General features: G+C 35.5%; 17 protein-coding genes and 1 riboswitch. Of the genes, 10 read left to right on the forward strand and 7 right to left on the reverse strand.

Annotated features, from left to right (window positions below; genetic code table 11):
* Positions 1–25 precede the first annotated feature (25 nt).
* The 8 genes from ACMA47_RS07745 to ACMA47_RS07780 all read left to right on the forward strand — a co-directional run bounded on the left by ACMA47_RS07745 (position 26) and on the right by ACMA47_RS07780 (position 7,273).
* Positions 26–889, forward strand: coding sequence for a DUF58 domain-containing protein (locus ACMA47_RS07745; protein ID WP_034695209.1), 864 nt, complete (start codon positions 26–28; stop codon positions 887–889).
* 60 nt (positions 890–949) lie between these two features.
* Positions 950–1,846, forward strand: coding sequence for a BatD family protein (locus ACMA47_RS07750; RefSeq protein WP_051934306.1), 897 nt, complete (start codon positions 950–952; stop codon positions 1,844–1,846).
* Complete coding sequence (locus tag ACMA47_RS07755) at positions 1,839–2,831, forward strand: VWA domain-containing protein (protein ID WP_413929338.1); 993 nt, start codon at positions 1,839–1,841, stop codon at positions 2,829–2,831. Before ACMA47_RS07750 ends, ACMA47_RS07755 begins: the two co-directional genes overlap by 8 nt.
* Positions 2,831–3,838, forward strand: a complete 1,008-nt coding sequence (locus tag ACMA47_RS07760; protein WP_413929339.1) for a vWA domain-containing protein — start codon at positions 2,831–2,833, stop codon at positions 3,836–3,838. The genes ACMA47_RS07755 and ACMA47_RS07760 overlap by 1 nt, the downstream gene beginning before the upstream one ends.
* A 99-nt stretch (positions 3,839–3,937) precedes the next feature.
* On the forward strand, positions 3,938–4,681 hold the full coding sequence (locus tag ACMA47_RS07765) for a tetratricopeptide repeat protein (RefSeq protein ID WP_079242713.1): 744 nt from the start codon (positions 3,938–3,940) through the stop codon (positions 4,679–4,681).
* On the forward strand, positions 4,681–6,420 hold the full coding sequence (locus ACMA47_RS07770; RefSeq protein ID WP_413929340.1) for a BatD family protein: 1,740 nt from the start codon (positions 4,681–4,683) through the stop codon (positions 6,418–6,420). The genes ACMA47_RS07765 and ACMA47_RS07770 overlap by 1 nt, the downstream gene beginning before the upstream one ends.
* Positions 6,421–6,464: 44 nt before the next feature.
* Entirely contained in the window at positions 6,465–7,067 is a 603-nt protein-coding gene (locus ACMA47_RS07775; RefSeq protein WP_034695216.1) for a MarC family protein, read from the forward strand.
* Between the two features lie 5 nt (positions 7,068–7,072).
* A complete protein-coding gene (locus ACMA47_RS07780) occupies positions 7,073–7,273 on the forward strand; it encodes a hypothetical protein (RefSeq protein ID WP_413929341.1) in 201 nt (66 codons plus the stop codon).
* Positions 7,274–7,608: 335 nt separating this feature from the next.
* Here ACMA47_RS07780 and ACMA47_RS07785 read toward each other — a convergent pair whose 3' ends face one another.
* The 5 genes from ACMA47_RS07785 to ACMA47_RS07805 form a co-directional block, all read right to left on the reverse strand.
* A complete protein-coding gene (locus ACMA47_RS07785; protein WP_413929342.1) occupies positions 7,609–8,577 on the reverse strand; it encodes a chorismate-binding protein in 969 nt (322 codons plus the stop codon).
* Between the two features lie 159 nt (positions 8,578–8,736).
* On the reverse strand, positions 8,737–9,165 hold the full coding sequence (locus ACMA47_RS07790) for a PaaI family thioesterase (protein ID WP_413929343.1): 429 nt from the start codon (positions 9,163–9,165) through the stop codon (positions 8,737–8,739).
* A gap of 26 nt (positions 9,166–9,191) precedes the next feature.
* Positions 9,192–9,800 carry a 1-acyl-sn-glycerol-3-phosphate acyltransferase gene (locus tag ACMA47_RS07795; RefSeq protein WP_413929344.1) on the reverse strand — a complete coding sequence of 203 codons (609 nt, stop codon included), beginning with the start codon at positions 9,798–9,800 and terminating at the stop codon, positions 9,192–9,194.
* Between the two features lie 315 nt (positions 9,801–10,115).
* Complete coding sequence (locus ACMA47_RS07800; protein WP_413929345.1) at positions 10,116–11,837, reverse strand: PspC domain-containing protein; 1,722 nt, start codon at positions 11,835–11,837, stop codon at positions 10,116–10,118.
* Between the two features lie 11 nt (positions 11,838–11,848).
* Positions 11,849–12,178 carry a PadR family transcriptional regulator gene (locus ACMA47_RS07805; RefSeq protein WP_002977573.1) on the reverse strand — a complete coding sequence of 110 codons (330 nt, stop codon included), beginning with the start codon at positions 12,176–12,178 and terminating at the stop codon, positions 11,849–11,851.
* A gap of 512 nt (positions 12,179–12,690) precedes the next feature.
* Here ACMA47_RS07805 and ACMA47_RS07810 point away from each other — a divergent pair.
* Entirely contained in the window at positions 12,691–13,392 is a 702-nt protein-coding gene (locus tag ACMA47_RS07810; RefSeq protein ID WP_413929346.1) for an XAC2610-related protein, read from the forward strand.
* Position 13,393: 1 nt separating this feature from the next.
* Positions 13,394–13,984: an HD domain-containing protein gene (locus ACMA47_RS07815; protein ID WP_413929347.1), complete on the forward strand. Its 591-nt coding sequence runs from the start codon at positions 13,394–13,396 to the stop codon at positions 13,982–13,984.
* 63 nt (positions 13,985–14,047) lie between these two features.
* Here ACMA47_RS07815 and ACMA47_RS07820 read toward each other — a convergent pair whose 3' ends face one another.
* Together ACMA47_RS07820 and ACMA47_RS07825 are read right to left on the reverse strand one after the other, a co-directional pair.
* Complete coding sequence (locus ACMA47_RS07820; RefSeq protein ID WP_413929348.1) at positions 14,048–15,421, reverse strand: DUF4932 domain-containing protein; 1,374 nt, start codon at positions 15,419–15,421, stop codon at positions 14,048–14,050.
* A 174-nt stretch (positions 15,422–15,595) separates the two neighbouring features.
* Positions 15,596–15,979, reverse strand: a complete 384-nt coding sequence (locus ACMA47_RS07825) for an acyl-CoA thioesterase (protein ID WP_034699813.1) — start codon at positions 15,977–15,979, stop codon at positions 15,596–15,598.
* Between the two features lie 115 nt (positions 15,980–16,094).
* Positions 16,095–16,275: riboswitch (cobalamin riboswitch) on the reverse strand.
* Position 16,276: the final 1 nt, after the last annotated feature.

Here is a 16,276-nt window from a genome sequence, read left to right on the forward strand (position 1 = left end):
TGAATTTTAAACCTTGAACTCGTCTATGCAGATAAAAGATATTGTAAAAAAAGTAAAGCAGATTGAAATCCGTACCCGAAAAAAGACGGAGGCTGCTTTAATGGGGCAATATCACAGTGCTTTTAAAGGGCAGGGTATGACTTTCTCGGAAGTGCGTCCCTATCAGTTTGGGGATGAGATCAGAAGAATCGACTGGAATAAAACCGCACGTTTCCGTGAACCATTTGTAAAAGTAATGGAAGAAGAAAGGGAGCTTACTATGATGATTCTTGTTGATATTTCTGCTTCCATGGATTATGGAACAAAGGTTCAACTGAAAAGAGAATATGTAGCTGAAATTGCAGCCAGTTTAGGATTTTCTGCCGCTGGCAATAATGATAAAGTAGGATTGATTCTATTTGCTGATAAAGTATATAAAGTTATTCCTCCCCAAAAAGGAAGAAAACATATTCTTTCTATTATCAGCAATATTCTCACTGCAGATTATGTTCCGGCAGAATCTAAAATAGACAAGGCAATGGAATATATGATGGGGATTTTTAAAAGAAAATCTCTGGTATTTTTGTTTTCAGATTTTGAAGATGCCTATGATTCCAAAATGCTGAGAGTGGCTTCAAAGAAACATCAGTTGCTGGGAATGAGGATTTATGATGAAAAAGATAATGAGATTCCTGACGTTGGATATGCCCGTTTGCTTGATGTGGAAACCGGAAAAGAAATTTGGGCCAATACTTCCAGTGCGAGATGGCGCTATACCTTTGCTGAAGCTCAAAAACAAAAACTGAGAGCTCTGGAAGAAGATTTTGCCAACAGCTCTGCCAGTTTTATGAATATCAGTACCGGTTCAGATTATTCAAAATTATTGTATAATTACTTTCAGAAAAAATAACATCGGGCTGAGCTCGTAACTAAAAAAAACATAAGGCGTTTTGCCTTTATTATTTTAACATTGAGAAAAATACTTTTAATATTATCTTTTCTGATCTGTGCAAATGCTTTTTCACAGATATTATCCTCTAACGTAGAAAAGAAAACCCTAGCTCTGGGAGAAATCAATCATCTTACCATAAAGATTGATAATCTTAATGAGCAACAGGTTACTTCAGCAGCTAAGAATGAGCTGTTACCTTTTCATTTTGAAGAAACCAAAGACAGTATCGGACAAACGGCTAACACCTATGAAAGAAAGATAGAATTTGCTGTTTTTGAAGAAGGGAAATTTACCATTCCTGAACTGGAATTCAAAGTAGGAGATAGAATACTTAAAACCATTCCTTACGAAATAGATGTCATTAATACAGCTCAAAAAGCAGATCAGATCAATGACATCATGAATAATAAGCAGGTGAAACTTGAACCCAAAGATTACTGGGAGCTTTACAAGTTTTATATTCTTGCAGCATTAGCAGGTATTGCGCTGGTCATTGCTATTATTATGTTTGTAAAATGGGGAAGAAAATCGAAGAGTTCTCCAGTAGTGGCTACCAATCAGACATTAAAAGAACTTGATTCTCTTAAAAAGAAAAAATATATTGAAGGAGGAAACTTCCGTTCGTTTTATGTGGAACTGATTGATATTTCCAGAACCTTCATTACAAAACAATATCGTCTTCCGGCAGATGTACTTCTTACTGATGATCTTATCGATGTCATGAAAAAAAATAATACAATCTCGCAGGACAACGAAAAAATAATAGAAGATGTTTTCCTTAGGGGAGACCTGGTGAAATTTGCCAAAACATTCCCGGATCAGGAAACAATGGAAAGAGATTTTGCCAATATCAGGGATTTTGTGAAAAGATCATCCAAAGATTTAGAATTCGAAAACTTAAGAAAGGATGTTTAATTTTGAGTTTTACAGCCCATGGTTTTTGCTGCTTTTTCTGCTGTTTATTCCACTTTTAATTAAAGATATTGGAAGAAGTAAAAGAAAAGGTATAAAAGTTCCTACCATCAAAAATATGGATCACAGCGGGAGTATCCAGGGTGTGCTTTTTTTGCTGAAAATATCAAAATATATCATTCTTTCTGCGTTGATTATTGCCATGGCAAGGCCGAGAACGTTTACCATTTCTCAGGACAGAGACGATACAAAGGGAGTGGATATTATGCTATCTATTGATGTTTCTTTAAGTATGTTGGCGAAGGATTTGAGCCCTGATCGAATTACTGCCCTGAAAGATATTGCTGTAAAATTTGTTCAGAAGCGCCCTAATGACAGGATAGGAGTGGTAGCATATGCTGCAGAAGCTTTTACTAAAGTTCCGGTAACCTCAGATCATCAGGTTGTTATTGATGAAATTAAAAATCTGAATTCTGCAGGTCTTGAACCTGGAACAGCTATCGGGGAAGGCCTTTCTGTAGCTGTGAATCATTTGATTAAAAGCAAAGCCAAAAGTAAAGTGGTCATTTTGATGACAGATGGAGTAAGCAATATTCAGAACGCTATTCCTCCACAGCTTGCCGCTGAACTGGCAAAAAATAATAATATAAAGGTATATTCAATCGGAATCGGAACCAATGGTTATGCGCTGATGCCCACATCGCAGGACATTTTTGGAGAGCTTATCTTTACCGAAACAGAGGTTACCATTGATGAAAATACCTTGAGAGAAATAGCACAGACTACGGGAGGTAAATATTTCAGAGCTACCTCAAACAGTAGTCTGGAAGAAGTGTACAATGAGATCAACCAACTGGAAAAATCTGATGTGAAGGTTTCCAAGCTGTACAATTATGAAGAGTATTTCAAAATATTCCTTTGGATTGCGCTTGCTATGTTGGTGTTGGATGCATTGTTGAGATGGGTGTTTTATAAAATTTTAAGCTGATGAGTTGGTCTTTAGGAAATTATTGGTATTTATTTTTACTGTTGCTTCTGCCGCTGTTAGCTACCTTTTTGATCCGTTTTTTACAATGGAGAAACAAAAAAAGAGAAATTTTTGCTGCCAGTCAGTTTCATGAGAATTTATTTGAAAAAAGATCAGGATTTACAAAGTTTTTTCCTGCATTATATTTATTGGGAACATTGTTTCTGATATTCTCTATCATTGACCTTCTGAACGGTTCAGAAGAAGTGAAAAGTACCCAGAAACTGAACAATGTAATCTTTATGCTGGATGTATCCAATTCTATGAATGCTGAGGATATAGAACCAAGCCGTTTGACGGAAGCCAAAAATCTGATGCTGGCTACCATGAAGAAAATGAATAATGATAAGGTAGGTATTGTGATTTTTGCAGGGAATGCAATGTCTATTATGCCTCTGACAACAGATTATAATTCTGCAGAAACTTACATCAGCGGTATTGAAACCAGTTCTATGCAGATTCAGGGAACAGATTTTCTGAAAGGAATGCAGGCTGCTGCTGAAAAATTTAAAAATGTAAGCAAAGGATCCAGAAAAGTGATTCTACTGAGTGACGGTGAGGATAATGAAGGAAATGATAACGCTGCTATCAGATTAGCTAATAAAGAAGGAATAAGCATTACTTCTGTAGGAGTAGGTACAGATGAAGGTGCTCCGGTTCCGGAATATGTGTTCGGACAGTTGATGGGATATAAAACCGATGCTAACGGAGGCACAGTGATTTCAAAAAGACAGACAGAAGCATTAAAGAAAATGGCGGAATCTACAGACGGAACTTATATTGACGGAAATAATATCAATGAAGCTCCGGACAGAATTGTAGATGCAGTTAATAAAAAATCGGCAGGTGCAGAAACGATGGTGAAATCGCAGAATGCCAATCATTATTATCAATATTTTCTTGCAGTATCTCTTCTGTTTTTCTTTTTAATTTATATTTTTAATCCCAAAAAAGACTTTAATGTGTAGAATTCCTTTATTTATAGAAGAAATTCTACAAGTACTTTAACCGAATTTTAACAAATAAAACTCTGTTTCTTAACATATAAAGGAATAATTTTGCAAGTGATGAATACTAAAATCATATTTTTATCGTTTATTGTTGCCATTTCGTTCTCAGGCTTCATGTTTGGGCAGGAAAGCTATAGGAATTTAGTGTATGAAGGCAATCAGAAATTTGACGGTAAAGATTATGACGGAGCCTCCTCAAAATACATGGAAGCGATAAAATCCAATGATAAAGATTTTACCGCTCACTACAATATGGGGAATGCGTTGTATAAAAGTAAAAAATACGAAGAGGCAAAAGCAGAGTTTGAGAAAGCAGAAAAACTTTCACAGACACTTCCCGATAAAACGGCGGCTCTTCATAATTTAGGGAATGCTTATATGCAGATGAATCAGCCGGAAAAAGCCGCTGATTATTATAAGAAAGCTTTGAAGCAGGATCCCCACAGTGAGGTAACCAGAAAAAATTATGAGATTGCCAAACTGAAAGAAAAAGAAAAGCAACAGCAAAAAAACGAACAGAATAACTCAGGAAAAGGTGGCGGCGGAAATGATCAGAACAAAGGGGATGATCAGAAAGGCGACAAAGATAAAAAACAGGATCAGGGTAGCGGTCCTCAAAACCAAGGTAAAGGTGACCAGGGCGACAATCCTAAGCAGGATCAAAATAATGAAGGCAGAATGCCCAAGAATCTTGAAAATGCGATCTTAGATAAAATAAACGAAAAAGAAAAAGAAACCGCCAGAAGAATTTTAAACAAAAATTCTTATTCGATGCCTGAAAGCAACGAGAAAGATTGGTGATGCAGCACAAATTGATTTACATATTGCTTACTCTTGCATCCGTAATTACTTACGGACAGGTAAATCTATCCATGGATGCAGATAAAACAGAGTATGCAGGTAAGGATATCATCAATCTGACCATTGTTCTTGAACTTAACGGAAGCGACCTTGTACAGCAGACAGGTTTCCAGCTTCCGGATCTTTCAAAATTTAATATCATAGGAAGCGGATCTGTTACCAATACCGTGATTGATCCGGCTACCAATACTTTAATTACCCAGAAAGTTTCCAGAATTGCCCTTGAGCCTAAGAAAAAAGGGAAAATAAAAATCGGTTCCGTTCTCGTTACCGTAAACAACAGAATCTACAAAACAGAACCTTTTGATGTCAATATCCGTGATATTGTAGACAGAAGAGCTTTGGCTGCGAATACTTCCAATGATGTTTATCTGAATATGGAAATTGATGATCGGGATGTATATCAGGATCAGCCTACGGTAGCCGTTCTGAGAGTGTATTCAAGAAATATGGATAATCTGAGAAAGGTGAAAAATATCCATCTTCCGCAACAGGATAATATCAACGTACATCCTATCAATTTTGATAAGTCTGAGATAGATCCTTCCGGATATGGAAATATGCCTTCACAGGTTCTGGCTATGTTTATGGTATTTCCGAATGAAGCAGGATATGTGGAAGTTCCTGGCGTATCAGCTTCAGTAAATACCTATTCAAATAAAACAAAAATTGTTTCCAATAAAGTTAAAATCAACGTAAGAAAGCTTCCTGAAGGAGCTCCCGAATGTTTTAAAAATGCTGTTGGAAATTTTAATGTCAACGTATATAATGCTTCCAAGGAAAAACCGGAAGCGAAAAAACCTCTGAATGTGGTAGTAAAAGTTTCAGGTGAAGGTAACTTACCGGATATGGAACTTCCTAAAATTGCTGCCTCTCCGGATTATGAAGTTTTTGCCCCGAAAATTACCTCTAAAGTAGCTCCGGGAACTTCAGGAATGAAAGGAGAAATCCTGGCTAATTATGTGATTATTCCTAAAAAATCGGGTGTCATTTCAATTAAAACAGAACAATTCGCTTTCTTTGACCCTGCGAGTAAAGAATATGTAGATCTCGGACAGAAAACTCTGGACCTGAATGCATTTTCTCACGATCAGATTCTGGAGGCACGTTCTACTGTAGAAAAGGTAAACGAATACACCAATAATCTTCTGGAGACGGTAAATACTCCCGTATTAAAAACCACTTCATTCAAAGTAAAAGAAAAAAGCAAATTCCACTGGAATATTCTTTTGACCAATATAGCTATTCTGATCAGCTTATTTGTTGGGTATCTGCTATTTAAAAATTGGCAAAAAAAACGTACATTAGTTAGGGAAACTGTACCGTCTAAACCTTTAGGTTCAGTGGCCGAAACAGAAAAAGAGATCAGAGAATTGATGAAAACGGATATCAATGATTATTTCGGATATCTGGAAAATCTTAAAGATAACGGAGAGTATGAAAAGTTCTTTGTTACTCTGGAAGAATTGGATGAAGAAGTAAGAGGGCAGTATTTTCAAGGCTCTACTCCGGAGTTTAAGACTTTTCTTGAAAAGCACAAAGGTTCTTCGGTTGCAGAAGAATACAGCAAACTACAGCAGAAAGTTCAGATGGAAAAATACAATCCTGTGAAATCTGCTGAAGCTTTGGAAGAACTTTTGAAAACTATTGTTAATTTATATTCACAAATTAGCAAATAATCAGTTTATTTTCATATTTTTGCGAAATTTTTAATTACAAAGAGATGGAAATTTTTGATGGTTTTTCTTTTAAAGAGATTGTTACCAGCTTTATGGTTCTTTTTGCCGTGATCGATATCATTGGCTCAGTTCCTATTATCGTAAGCCTTCAGCAGAAGTTTGGACAGATTGAAGCCGGAAAGGCTGCCATTACTGCCGGAGCTATTATGATTGTTTTCCTGTTCGTAGGAAATAAGATTCTTAAGCTTATTGGAGTTGATGTAAATTCCTTTGCTATTGCCGGAGCTTTTGTGATTTTTGTCATAGCACTGGAAATGATTTTAGGAATTGAAATTAATAAAACCACTGAGGCAAAGGCTGCATCCATTGTACCCATCGCATTTCCGCTGGTTGCAGGAGCTGGAACGTTAACCACTGCACTCTCTCTTAGAGCTGAATTTCATGATATTAATATTATCTTCGGAATTATTCTTAATACAATTTTCGTATATTTGGTGCTGAAATCAGCGAAATGGCTGGAGAAGAAAATTGGGGATGCTACTTTGATGATCCTTCAGAAAGTTTTCGGAATTATCCTTTTGGCAATTTCAATTAAATTATTCACCGCAAATTTTGCTCAACTAGTGCAGAATTATATTAATTTTTAAGAGTCATGAAGAAGTTTTATAAAGTATTTTTAGTACTGTTTATTGTATTCATCACCATCAATCTTTATGCTATCAACTGGCAAGCGACAGATATCCTTGGAGATGAAGATAACATTAGGTTTGCATTCTCAGCGGGTGCTGCCGCATTAGGCCTTATCCTGCTTTTTGTAATGGATACCTGGAGCAGAATCGGAGTAAAGAAATAAATTGAATATTTCAATATAGATATAGCCTCTTTCTTTTTGAAGGAGGTTTTTTATTTGGTAATAAGTTGCAGGTTTTAGATAAAAGGGAGCAGGAATTCAGGAATTATGAGTTAGGGATTAGGTTTGCTATAAATATCCATATCTGCTTTTCCTATTCAATAGGAGCGGGCTTTAGTCCGTTTGAATAAAGGATGTAAGCCAAAAACCTACACATTGTCACGCAAAGCTCGCAGAAGGAAGATAAATGGCTTTAAAATCGTTCGCAAAGGCGTTTCACTCAGCAAAGAAAATATATACCAAACATCTGTGCAAATCTGTGGGCAAATCTAAAAATATTAGGAAATAACCAGGTTTTTCAATATCGCTTCAGATTTCAACTCCGTTTCTCTCCATTCTTTTTCCGGGTCACTTTGAGCTGTTATTCCGCCTCCTACAAAAACATGTACTGAGTCTTTATAAAGTCTTGCACAACGTAGATTGACAAAGTACAGAATACTCTCATCCGTTTCAACCTTGATATAACCTGCATAAAATTCACGGGGAAATTTTTCATATTTACGGATATTCTCATTGCAAAAATCTTTTGGAATACCACAGACTGCAGGAGTAGGGTGCAGATCCTGAATAATTTTATCAAGATCTTCAGGCTTTATACTGGTCTTAAAATCTGTTCGTAAATGTTTGATATTACCGGAAATATGGTCATAGGTTTCTGACTGATCTATGTTGTCAGAATAATTTGTCAGAATATTCTGAATATAATTGGTAACCGGTTTTTGTTCTTCAATTTCTTTTTCAGACCATTCTTCAAATACCGGAAGAGTTCCGGCAAGGGCCATGGTTTCAAACTCGTGAGTAGTTTTATTAAACTTCCCTAATACTTCCGAGAAAGCTCCCATCCAAGCATTTTTTCCATCATTAAAAAGATATCTGAAAGCATTGGGATACGATTTACACAAGTTTTTAAAACTCTCTGTATAATTGATTGTATGAAAATCTGTAAAAATCTTCCTTCTTGAATAAACAAGTTTAGGCAAATTGTTTTCTTTGATGACTTCAATGACTTGCTGTAAAGTGTGGCAGTATTCTTCTTTGGTTTCAGCAGACGAATTTGTGGTATCATCATTCAAAGCTTCATTGGTGATCAAAGTTTGGTCAAATTCAGTGGGATTTATTTCAGAAATATCTCCGCTGAAGCTGATTTCATTTAAGCCATTATAAGAAAAAAAGTTAACTGCATGTTTAGTGTTTTTTTCATCTGCAGACAATAATCTTTCGTCGAAAGGAAGTTTGAAATAAATCATGAGCTATGAAGGAATTTTGAAAATTAACAGCCGGAAATACTATAGGAAATTCCCAGTGTAACTTTCCTTTTTGCAAAGGTATTACTAGTCTTAAAGATGTCAAAATAAAAAGAGCTTAAATTTATTTTAAGCTCTTTATTTTTTATGTTACAGTAAGTTTTACCTGTGAATAATATTATTTGTCATGGTAGTATGATTAATCAAAACTCCTTTTTCATCACGAATTTCAATTTCAGAAACGTGCATGGTCTTACCTTTTCTGATAAAACGTGCTGTAGCAGTTACAATACCATCTTTTTTGCTTCTTAAATGATTGGAATTGATATTGGTTCCTACACCATAATATTTTTCACCATCGATAAAAATATTAGACAGGCTTGACCCTAAGGTTTCAGCTAGAACACAGCTTGCTCCTCCATGCATGATTCCAAAAGGCTGATGAGTTCTTGGAAGAACGGGCATTGTTGCGGTAAGGGTTTCATTTTCGAGATCAACATCAATGAATTTAATTTCAAGTGTTTTGGCAAGAGTTACATCTCCCCAGTTATTGATGAATGCTAATATTTCTTCTTTTGTCTGACCTTTCATTTTAATAATTGATAAATGATGATTGATTAATCTTGTTTTACGCTGTCCGATTCATTTCCGGTTCCCATAATATTAGGATTCCAGTTTTCAGGGACTTTAGGAGTAATGTCATTTTTGATATAATAGTCCTGGATTTCCTGCATGATTTCTGAAAAAGGTACGGAGGCTATTCTTTCATAAGGAATGGTATAGCCCAGATAAACAATATTTCTTTTAAAATCACCTGCTGCCAGAACGATAGGAACTTTTGCTGCCAAAGCCATGTGATAGAATCCTTTTCTCCATTTCGGTACCCAGCTTCTGGTTCCTTCCGGAGTAATCACAAGACTGAAATCTTCTTTGGAAAACTGATTGGCTACGAAATTTACAAGATCGTTTTTCTGACTTCTGTCAATCCCAATCCCTCCAAGTCCTTTTACGATACTTCCATACCAGGCTTTGGTGTGAGCATCTTTAATGATAATTTTTAAAGGTTTTTCCAAAGACCAGTAGGCGAAATTTCCTAAAATGTATTCCATATTATGGGTATGTGGTGCTACCACCAGGATACACCTGTTTAGATTGTTGACATCGCCTTGCAGGACGACTTTCCAACCTAATACTTTTAACATTGCTTTGCCTAACAGCTTTTTCATAGATTTCTTGAATTAAAAACAAAAAAGTATAACCAAACTTTGGTTATACTTTACAAATATATTGAAATATTATTGCTCTTAAAACAAACCGCTAATTAAATCTACGATTTTCATTACGAATTCCATTGCAAATTGTATCATGATAAGGCTGTGTTTTTGATTGGTTGGTTATTAAATTTTAGCTTTACGAAATTAAAACTTTTTTTTCACATAAGAAACTAAATGTGGTTTTATTTTCACTTTTCTGAGAGAAGAAGGGTGTGAATTTCAAACGGTTGCCATCCACCCACACCTTCTACCACTCTCTGAAGTTAATTATTTAGTTTGTATGGAAATTTCGTTTTTTCCGTCTTTGATTTTGATGTCCATATCTTTATTTGATTTTTTGATAGTAGACACTGCAGAATCAATAACTTTCTTTGCCTGGTTGTTCGGAACTTTTTTACCGTTTACAATGATGCTGTCTTTGTCATCAGAGTTGTATTCGATACTGGAACCGTTTACCGTTATTTTATTTTTTTCAATTCGGACATTGTTATGGTCTTCATCTCTATCCTGATCTTCGTCATTGATGCCGTCTCCGTCTAAATCTCCGTCCATGTGGATACGATCTTTATTCATGGATAAAACAACTGCTTTTTGCGGAACCACAAGTTCATAATCAAGGCTGTAATCTCTGAATCTGTGCTCGTACGGATATTTGATGTAGTTAGGAAGTAATACTTTGTTGTTCACAATTTCTACAGGAACCGTCATCTGGATAGGGAAGTTATATCCTTTTCCTTCTTTTTTAATAATCAGATAAGGTGTTTTAATATCTGGTTTTCTGGTTACATCTACGGAAATATAATCTTCTTCATACACTGTTCTTTTATCAGAATAAATATCATTGTTGTACCCTTTGAAATTCTGAGGAATGTTGATCTGTTTTACATCTACATACACTGTATCTGAAGTGGTGTTGATGGCAACATTTTCTACATCTTCCTTGCTTCCTCTGTAGATCATATCTTTCTTAGCCATGCTGATTCCGAAGTAAGTTCCAAGTCCGATCAAAAGAAGGAATAAACCACCTACAACCCATCCGATATTTCTCAGTTTTGTTTTCGGAGAGAAGATCTTGATGCTTAATAGGCTGAAAAGGATTGCCGGGATTAAACTTCCGATCACCATCATCGCAGCCAGTACTTTATCAAGTCCCTGATCGTCCATGTAGAATCTGATTTCATTAGCTCCAGGGAAGTCTGTATCCATTGCGAAAAGGGCAAATAATACAAATACTCCGATAATGCTGCTTACAGCCATTAGAACAAAGAAACCTCCTACAATATACTTGAATACATTCCAAACTCCGCTGCTTGCGTTGTTGATATAAGGTTTGTTTTCGTTGTAGATTTCTCCGACCCTCTGAGTAGATTCATTGGCAAATTGTACCAATTTATTAGACTCATTCTTAAGATTGTCGAAGTTCATAGGCTTTCCCTGCATTTTCAGGAAATCTGCTGCTGTTTCAGCTTTTGGAAGTACGATCCAAAGGATTACATATAAAAGACCTATTAATGAAGAGGAAATGGCTGCTGTAAAAATCCCTAATACAAAGATTCCCAGCCAGATTGCTCTCATGGTAGTAATATCCATTCCTACATATTGAGCTAAACCTGCGCAAACCCCTGCTACTTTTTGTTTTTCCGGATCACGGAACAGTTGTTTTTTATCGGTATAATTGGATCCTGAATATTCTTTTCTGGTAGATGTTTTTTCAGAAAAATAAGCTTCTTCCTGTTCTTCGATTTTTTCAGGGCTTCCGATTTGTGCGATTACCTTTTCTACATCGGTATCGTTGATCACTTCACGTTTTCCTAAAGAATCTTTGAAAATCTCCACCATTCTTATTTCTATGTCATGCATTACTTCATCAGCCTCAGAAGCATCCAGAGAGCTTCTCAGTGCATTCAGGTAATCGCTGAGCTTTATATATGCGTGTTCTTCTATGGTAAAAGAAAAACCTGCGAGTCCTATTGAGAGTGTCTTGTTCATAGCTTTGTTTTTTAATTTTGTTGGGTGATTTGGTTTACTGAGGCTGTCAGTTCATTCCATGTATTGAGTAGTTCATCCAGGAAAAGTTTTCCTTTTTCTGTGATCTGATAATATTTTCTGGGCGGTCCTCCTGTAGATTCTTCCCATCTGTAAGAGAGAAACTCTCCGTTTTTAAGTCTTGTAAGAAGAGGGTAGAGGGTTCCTTCCACTACATCCAGTTTTCCTTTTTTCAGTTCGTCAATAAGATCAGAAACATACATTTCACGGTTATTGATGAGACTTAGAATACAGAATTCCAGAATTCCTTTTCGCATTTGCGCTTTGGTATTTTCGGTATTCATCTTTGATAAGTTTTGTTAATTAGTTATATTTTTAGAAAAATGCCCCTAGCTAGTTGAGCCTATTCTAATTTTACATTACAAAGATATGTAAATAAAATGGTATTATGCAATACAAAGTAGTGAAATTTTTAAAATAAATTGTTTAAAATATTGAAAATCAGTTAAATAAATTTTATATTGAATTTTAAGTAAAATGAATTTTTGAAGAAAATGGCTCAAAAATCTTTAATTTTTAAATAGAATTGATAGAAAAAAAATGATCTTTTATTAATTATTACCCATTACTGATTTCTCATATCATAGCCCCGATAGCAGTGGTTACCCCACAGCAGCCATGGCTTTGGGGCAGGAGCGAGGAGTATGAGCGGATAGCGGGAGACAGCTTCATATCTATGAATACACTTTTATTGAAAGGGAATTCTGATAGATAATGAGACCGGGATTTTGAGATCGCTATTATGATTCGTATTTTTGTTAGAAATAAAAAAACACCTAAATCATTTACTATTACCATGAATATTTTGAATAAGTACAAGCACTTATCGGCATTTCTTTTATTGGGTCCCTTATGTTTCGGACAGTATCAGTTTGAGGTTAAAAATGTATCAAAAAGTTATGATGCTGTCATCCAGATAGAAGATTGTTACGACGACAGATGTGGAGGAAAGGGAACGGTGGAGTTGTTTGATCATAAAAACAGCAAGGTACAGACTTTTGTCTCAGAGGATCTGGTTTTATATACAGAACAGGGTCAAAAGCCGATCCAGGGGAAATTGATTCCGCTTTCAAAGGATCAACGTGCTGTGATCATAGATGACTTTAATTTCGATGGAACGGAAGATGTTGCCATAAGGAACGGAAATATGGGAAATTATAGCGGGGCATCTTATGACGTATATGTCTTCAATAAAACAAGAATGGGGTTTGTAAAAAGCGAGGAACTTACAGAGCTGGGTTCAAACGGTCTGGATATTTTTGATGTCGATGCCCAACGTAAACGTCTTATTTCCTATGGTAAATCCGGTTGCTGTGATATTTTTACAACAGAATATGCCGTCATTCCGAATAAAGGACTTGACAAAGTTTTTGAAAAAGAAGAGGATATGAGTGTTGAAGGCTCTGTAAAAGTGATCACTAAAGAAAAGATAAATAATAAATGGATTACCAAAACCAAGGTATATCCGTCAGATCAATATAACAGAAATAAGAAGTAAGATGAAAATTCAGAAAGAGATTGATTTTATTCTGGCAGTAGATGCACTTAAAAATGTACAGCGAAGAAACTATAATGCAGATGATTCCCGAAGAGAGAATACGGCGGAACATTCATGGCAGATTATTATTCTGGCTCAGATCCTTTATCCTTATGCTAAAAACCGTGCGGATATTGATCTATTGAGAGTGATAAGAATGCTTTCTATTCATGATCTTGTGGAGATTGAAGCCGGAGATACTTTCATTTTTGATGAAAAGGCAATGGTAGGAAAGTTTGAAAGAGAGAAAGCTTCTGCTCAGAAAATCTTTGGAATTCTGGATGAACCTTTGCGTTCAGAATTTTTTAATTTATGGCTGGAGTTTGAAGATGAGAAAACTCCAGATGCTATTTTTGCGTGTGGAATCGACAGAATAATGCCGTTTATCTTAAATTCTCATACTTCCGGAAAGAGCTGGACTGAAGCTGGAGTGACAGAAAGACAAATCCGAAATATGCTTGAAAACGCGATCAGCAGAGCATCGGATGAAATGGGAGAGGCGTTTGAGCTTTTATTGAGTAAAAGTCTGGAAACAGAAAAAGTGCTGAAATAATTAAAAAAGAAAGACACTGCCCGGTTATTGAGCAGTGTCTTTTTATAGATCATCTGAAATATTTTAAGAGGCTAGTAATAAGTAATTATCAGGATTTAATAAAATTCCCTTTTTAGAATAAAACCCAGCCATACTGTTCGGTATATAAAATCCCAGTACAAAATTCTTATAAGAAGTATCCAGACTGAATTTCACTTCTTTCCCGTCTTTAGACCAAACCGGATTTTTAACGATAATGATTGTATTGCGGGTTTCTTTTCCATCAATGTATTCATATAATTTGAGCTGAAGAGTCTTTGTTTTTTTCATAGGCTCTGTGAATTGTACCACGATATTATTGAGATCAGTTTTCTCAAAGTCTTTGTTATTGGAGTTTACAACGGAAGGTTGGGAAATTTTGTTTTCTATTTTCTTCGCCCACTTTAATAATGGAACATATAATTTTTCCAGGTTCTTTTCTTTTTTATAAAGTTCTATAAGCTTCTCGGAAAATAAATTCTGAGCAATAAAACCACGTCGGATATTCACTTTATGATAGATTGCTGAAAGGCTGTCTGTTTTTTCTTCTGGAAATTTTTCTTTGACGAATAAATCGTAAACAGCCCATGTCATATATTCATTGAATGAATTGATTCCCTGGTATCCGGATTTTTTATCCCAGTTTATCAGATTGAAGTTTTCTGCTATTTCCTTTGAATATTGATCTGAAATAGGATTTACATATCCATGATCGATTTCGGAAAATACAGTGTGATTATCAAGAATCCTTCTGGCAATATTATTTTTTAAATTTCCAAGAATCAGATCTTTTCCGATATCAGGAAAGTCAACGGTTAATGAGCTGTTGATTTCTCTGTGGCAATTTTGTCCGCCAACTAAAGGAGAAATGGCGATAACATAGGATTTAGTATTTTTATTTTTAGGTTGTCCGGCAATTTTATCCAGGAATGCGTAGGTATCATTGATGTAATAATACTCTTTGTAATTGGCAATTAAGGTATTATAAAACTGCTGATGATTTTTATAAAAGGCTCTGTAATTTGATTTCTTCACAAAATCATTGATAAGCTCCAGATTTTCATCTACTTCTTTAGGACCAAAGGAATTGAAAGGAAAATCTCTTTTAAGTAAACCTTTTTCATCAAAAGAAAATGCATAGAAATCAGTTCGGAAGCCTAAGAATTTTTTCCAGTCTTTTCTTGAATAATTTACTTTTTTTAGTAAAGGATGATCTTTTACGGGCTCAAAATACGTGATGATTTCATCATAATAAGGTGGGATTTTCTGAACGTCATAAGGATCTGTTCTGCCATATTCAGTGAGAGCCAGAATAATATTTCCCAATTCGTAACTTTCTGAAAGTTCAATTTTAACGTCTTTTTGTGCTCTTAATGAAATGGAAAGAATAAGGGTAATGATTAAAATAATCTTTTTCATGAAATATCGGTTCTTCTATAGTTTTTAGTGACAGCAATGTAAAAATAATTTTTTTGCCATGCTAAAAGTAAATAAAAAAACAAATGAATTCCAATCATTCTTTGGTTGAGATATATTATGTTGTGTTGAATGGAAAAGCTTCGGGCGGCCAAAGGCCGCCCGAAGCTTTATTATTTATAGTATCTGAATTGGTTTCTTGAATTCGTCAATCGCTACAAAAGTAAAATCACCGATAATTGCTTTTTCTCTTTCATAGGAATACATCTGCTCGGTGTAAATTTCAACATTTACTTTCATACTGGTTTTTCCCACGTATGAAACTTTCCCGATCAGCTCAACGATGGTTCCGGCAGGAATAGGTTTTTTGAAATCAATCTTGTCACTGCTTACCGTTACCACTCTTTTTCTGGCAAAACGGGTTGCTGTGATAAAAGCTACCTCATCCATCAGCTGCATCGCTGTACCTCCAAAAAGGGTATCATAGTGATTGGTTGTGTTAGGGAAAACCGCTTTAAAGATTCTGGTTTCGGATGCTTCAATTCTTTCTTCTGTAGTCATATATCATTATTAATTAAAGCGATATGAAATGATATTAAAACAACAGAATAATGACAGGAACTTATAGAATTCCTGAAACAATCCATCAGATCAATACAACTTCAAATCGCGAAAGTTACATGTTTAAGAAAAAGGCAGGTCTCCTGACTTGTAGCATCATTTATCTCCTTCCCATGCCTCGCACAGTGGATCTTTGATAAAGATTTCAGCTACTTACAGTTGCGCGACAGTCCGTGATTTTCACACGGTTCCCTTTTAATCTGCAGTGATGCAGAACCAATTTCTGTGATGAATAAG

Origin of the sequence: Chryseobacterium sp. T20, assembly GCF_047345655.1 — a bacterium.
In the GTDB taxonomy this organism is placed as follows: domain Bacteria; phylum Bacteroidota; class Bacteroidia; order Flavobacteriales; family Weeksellaceae; genus Chryseobacterium.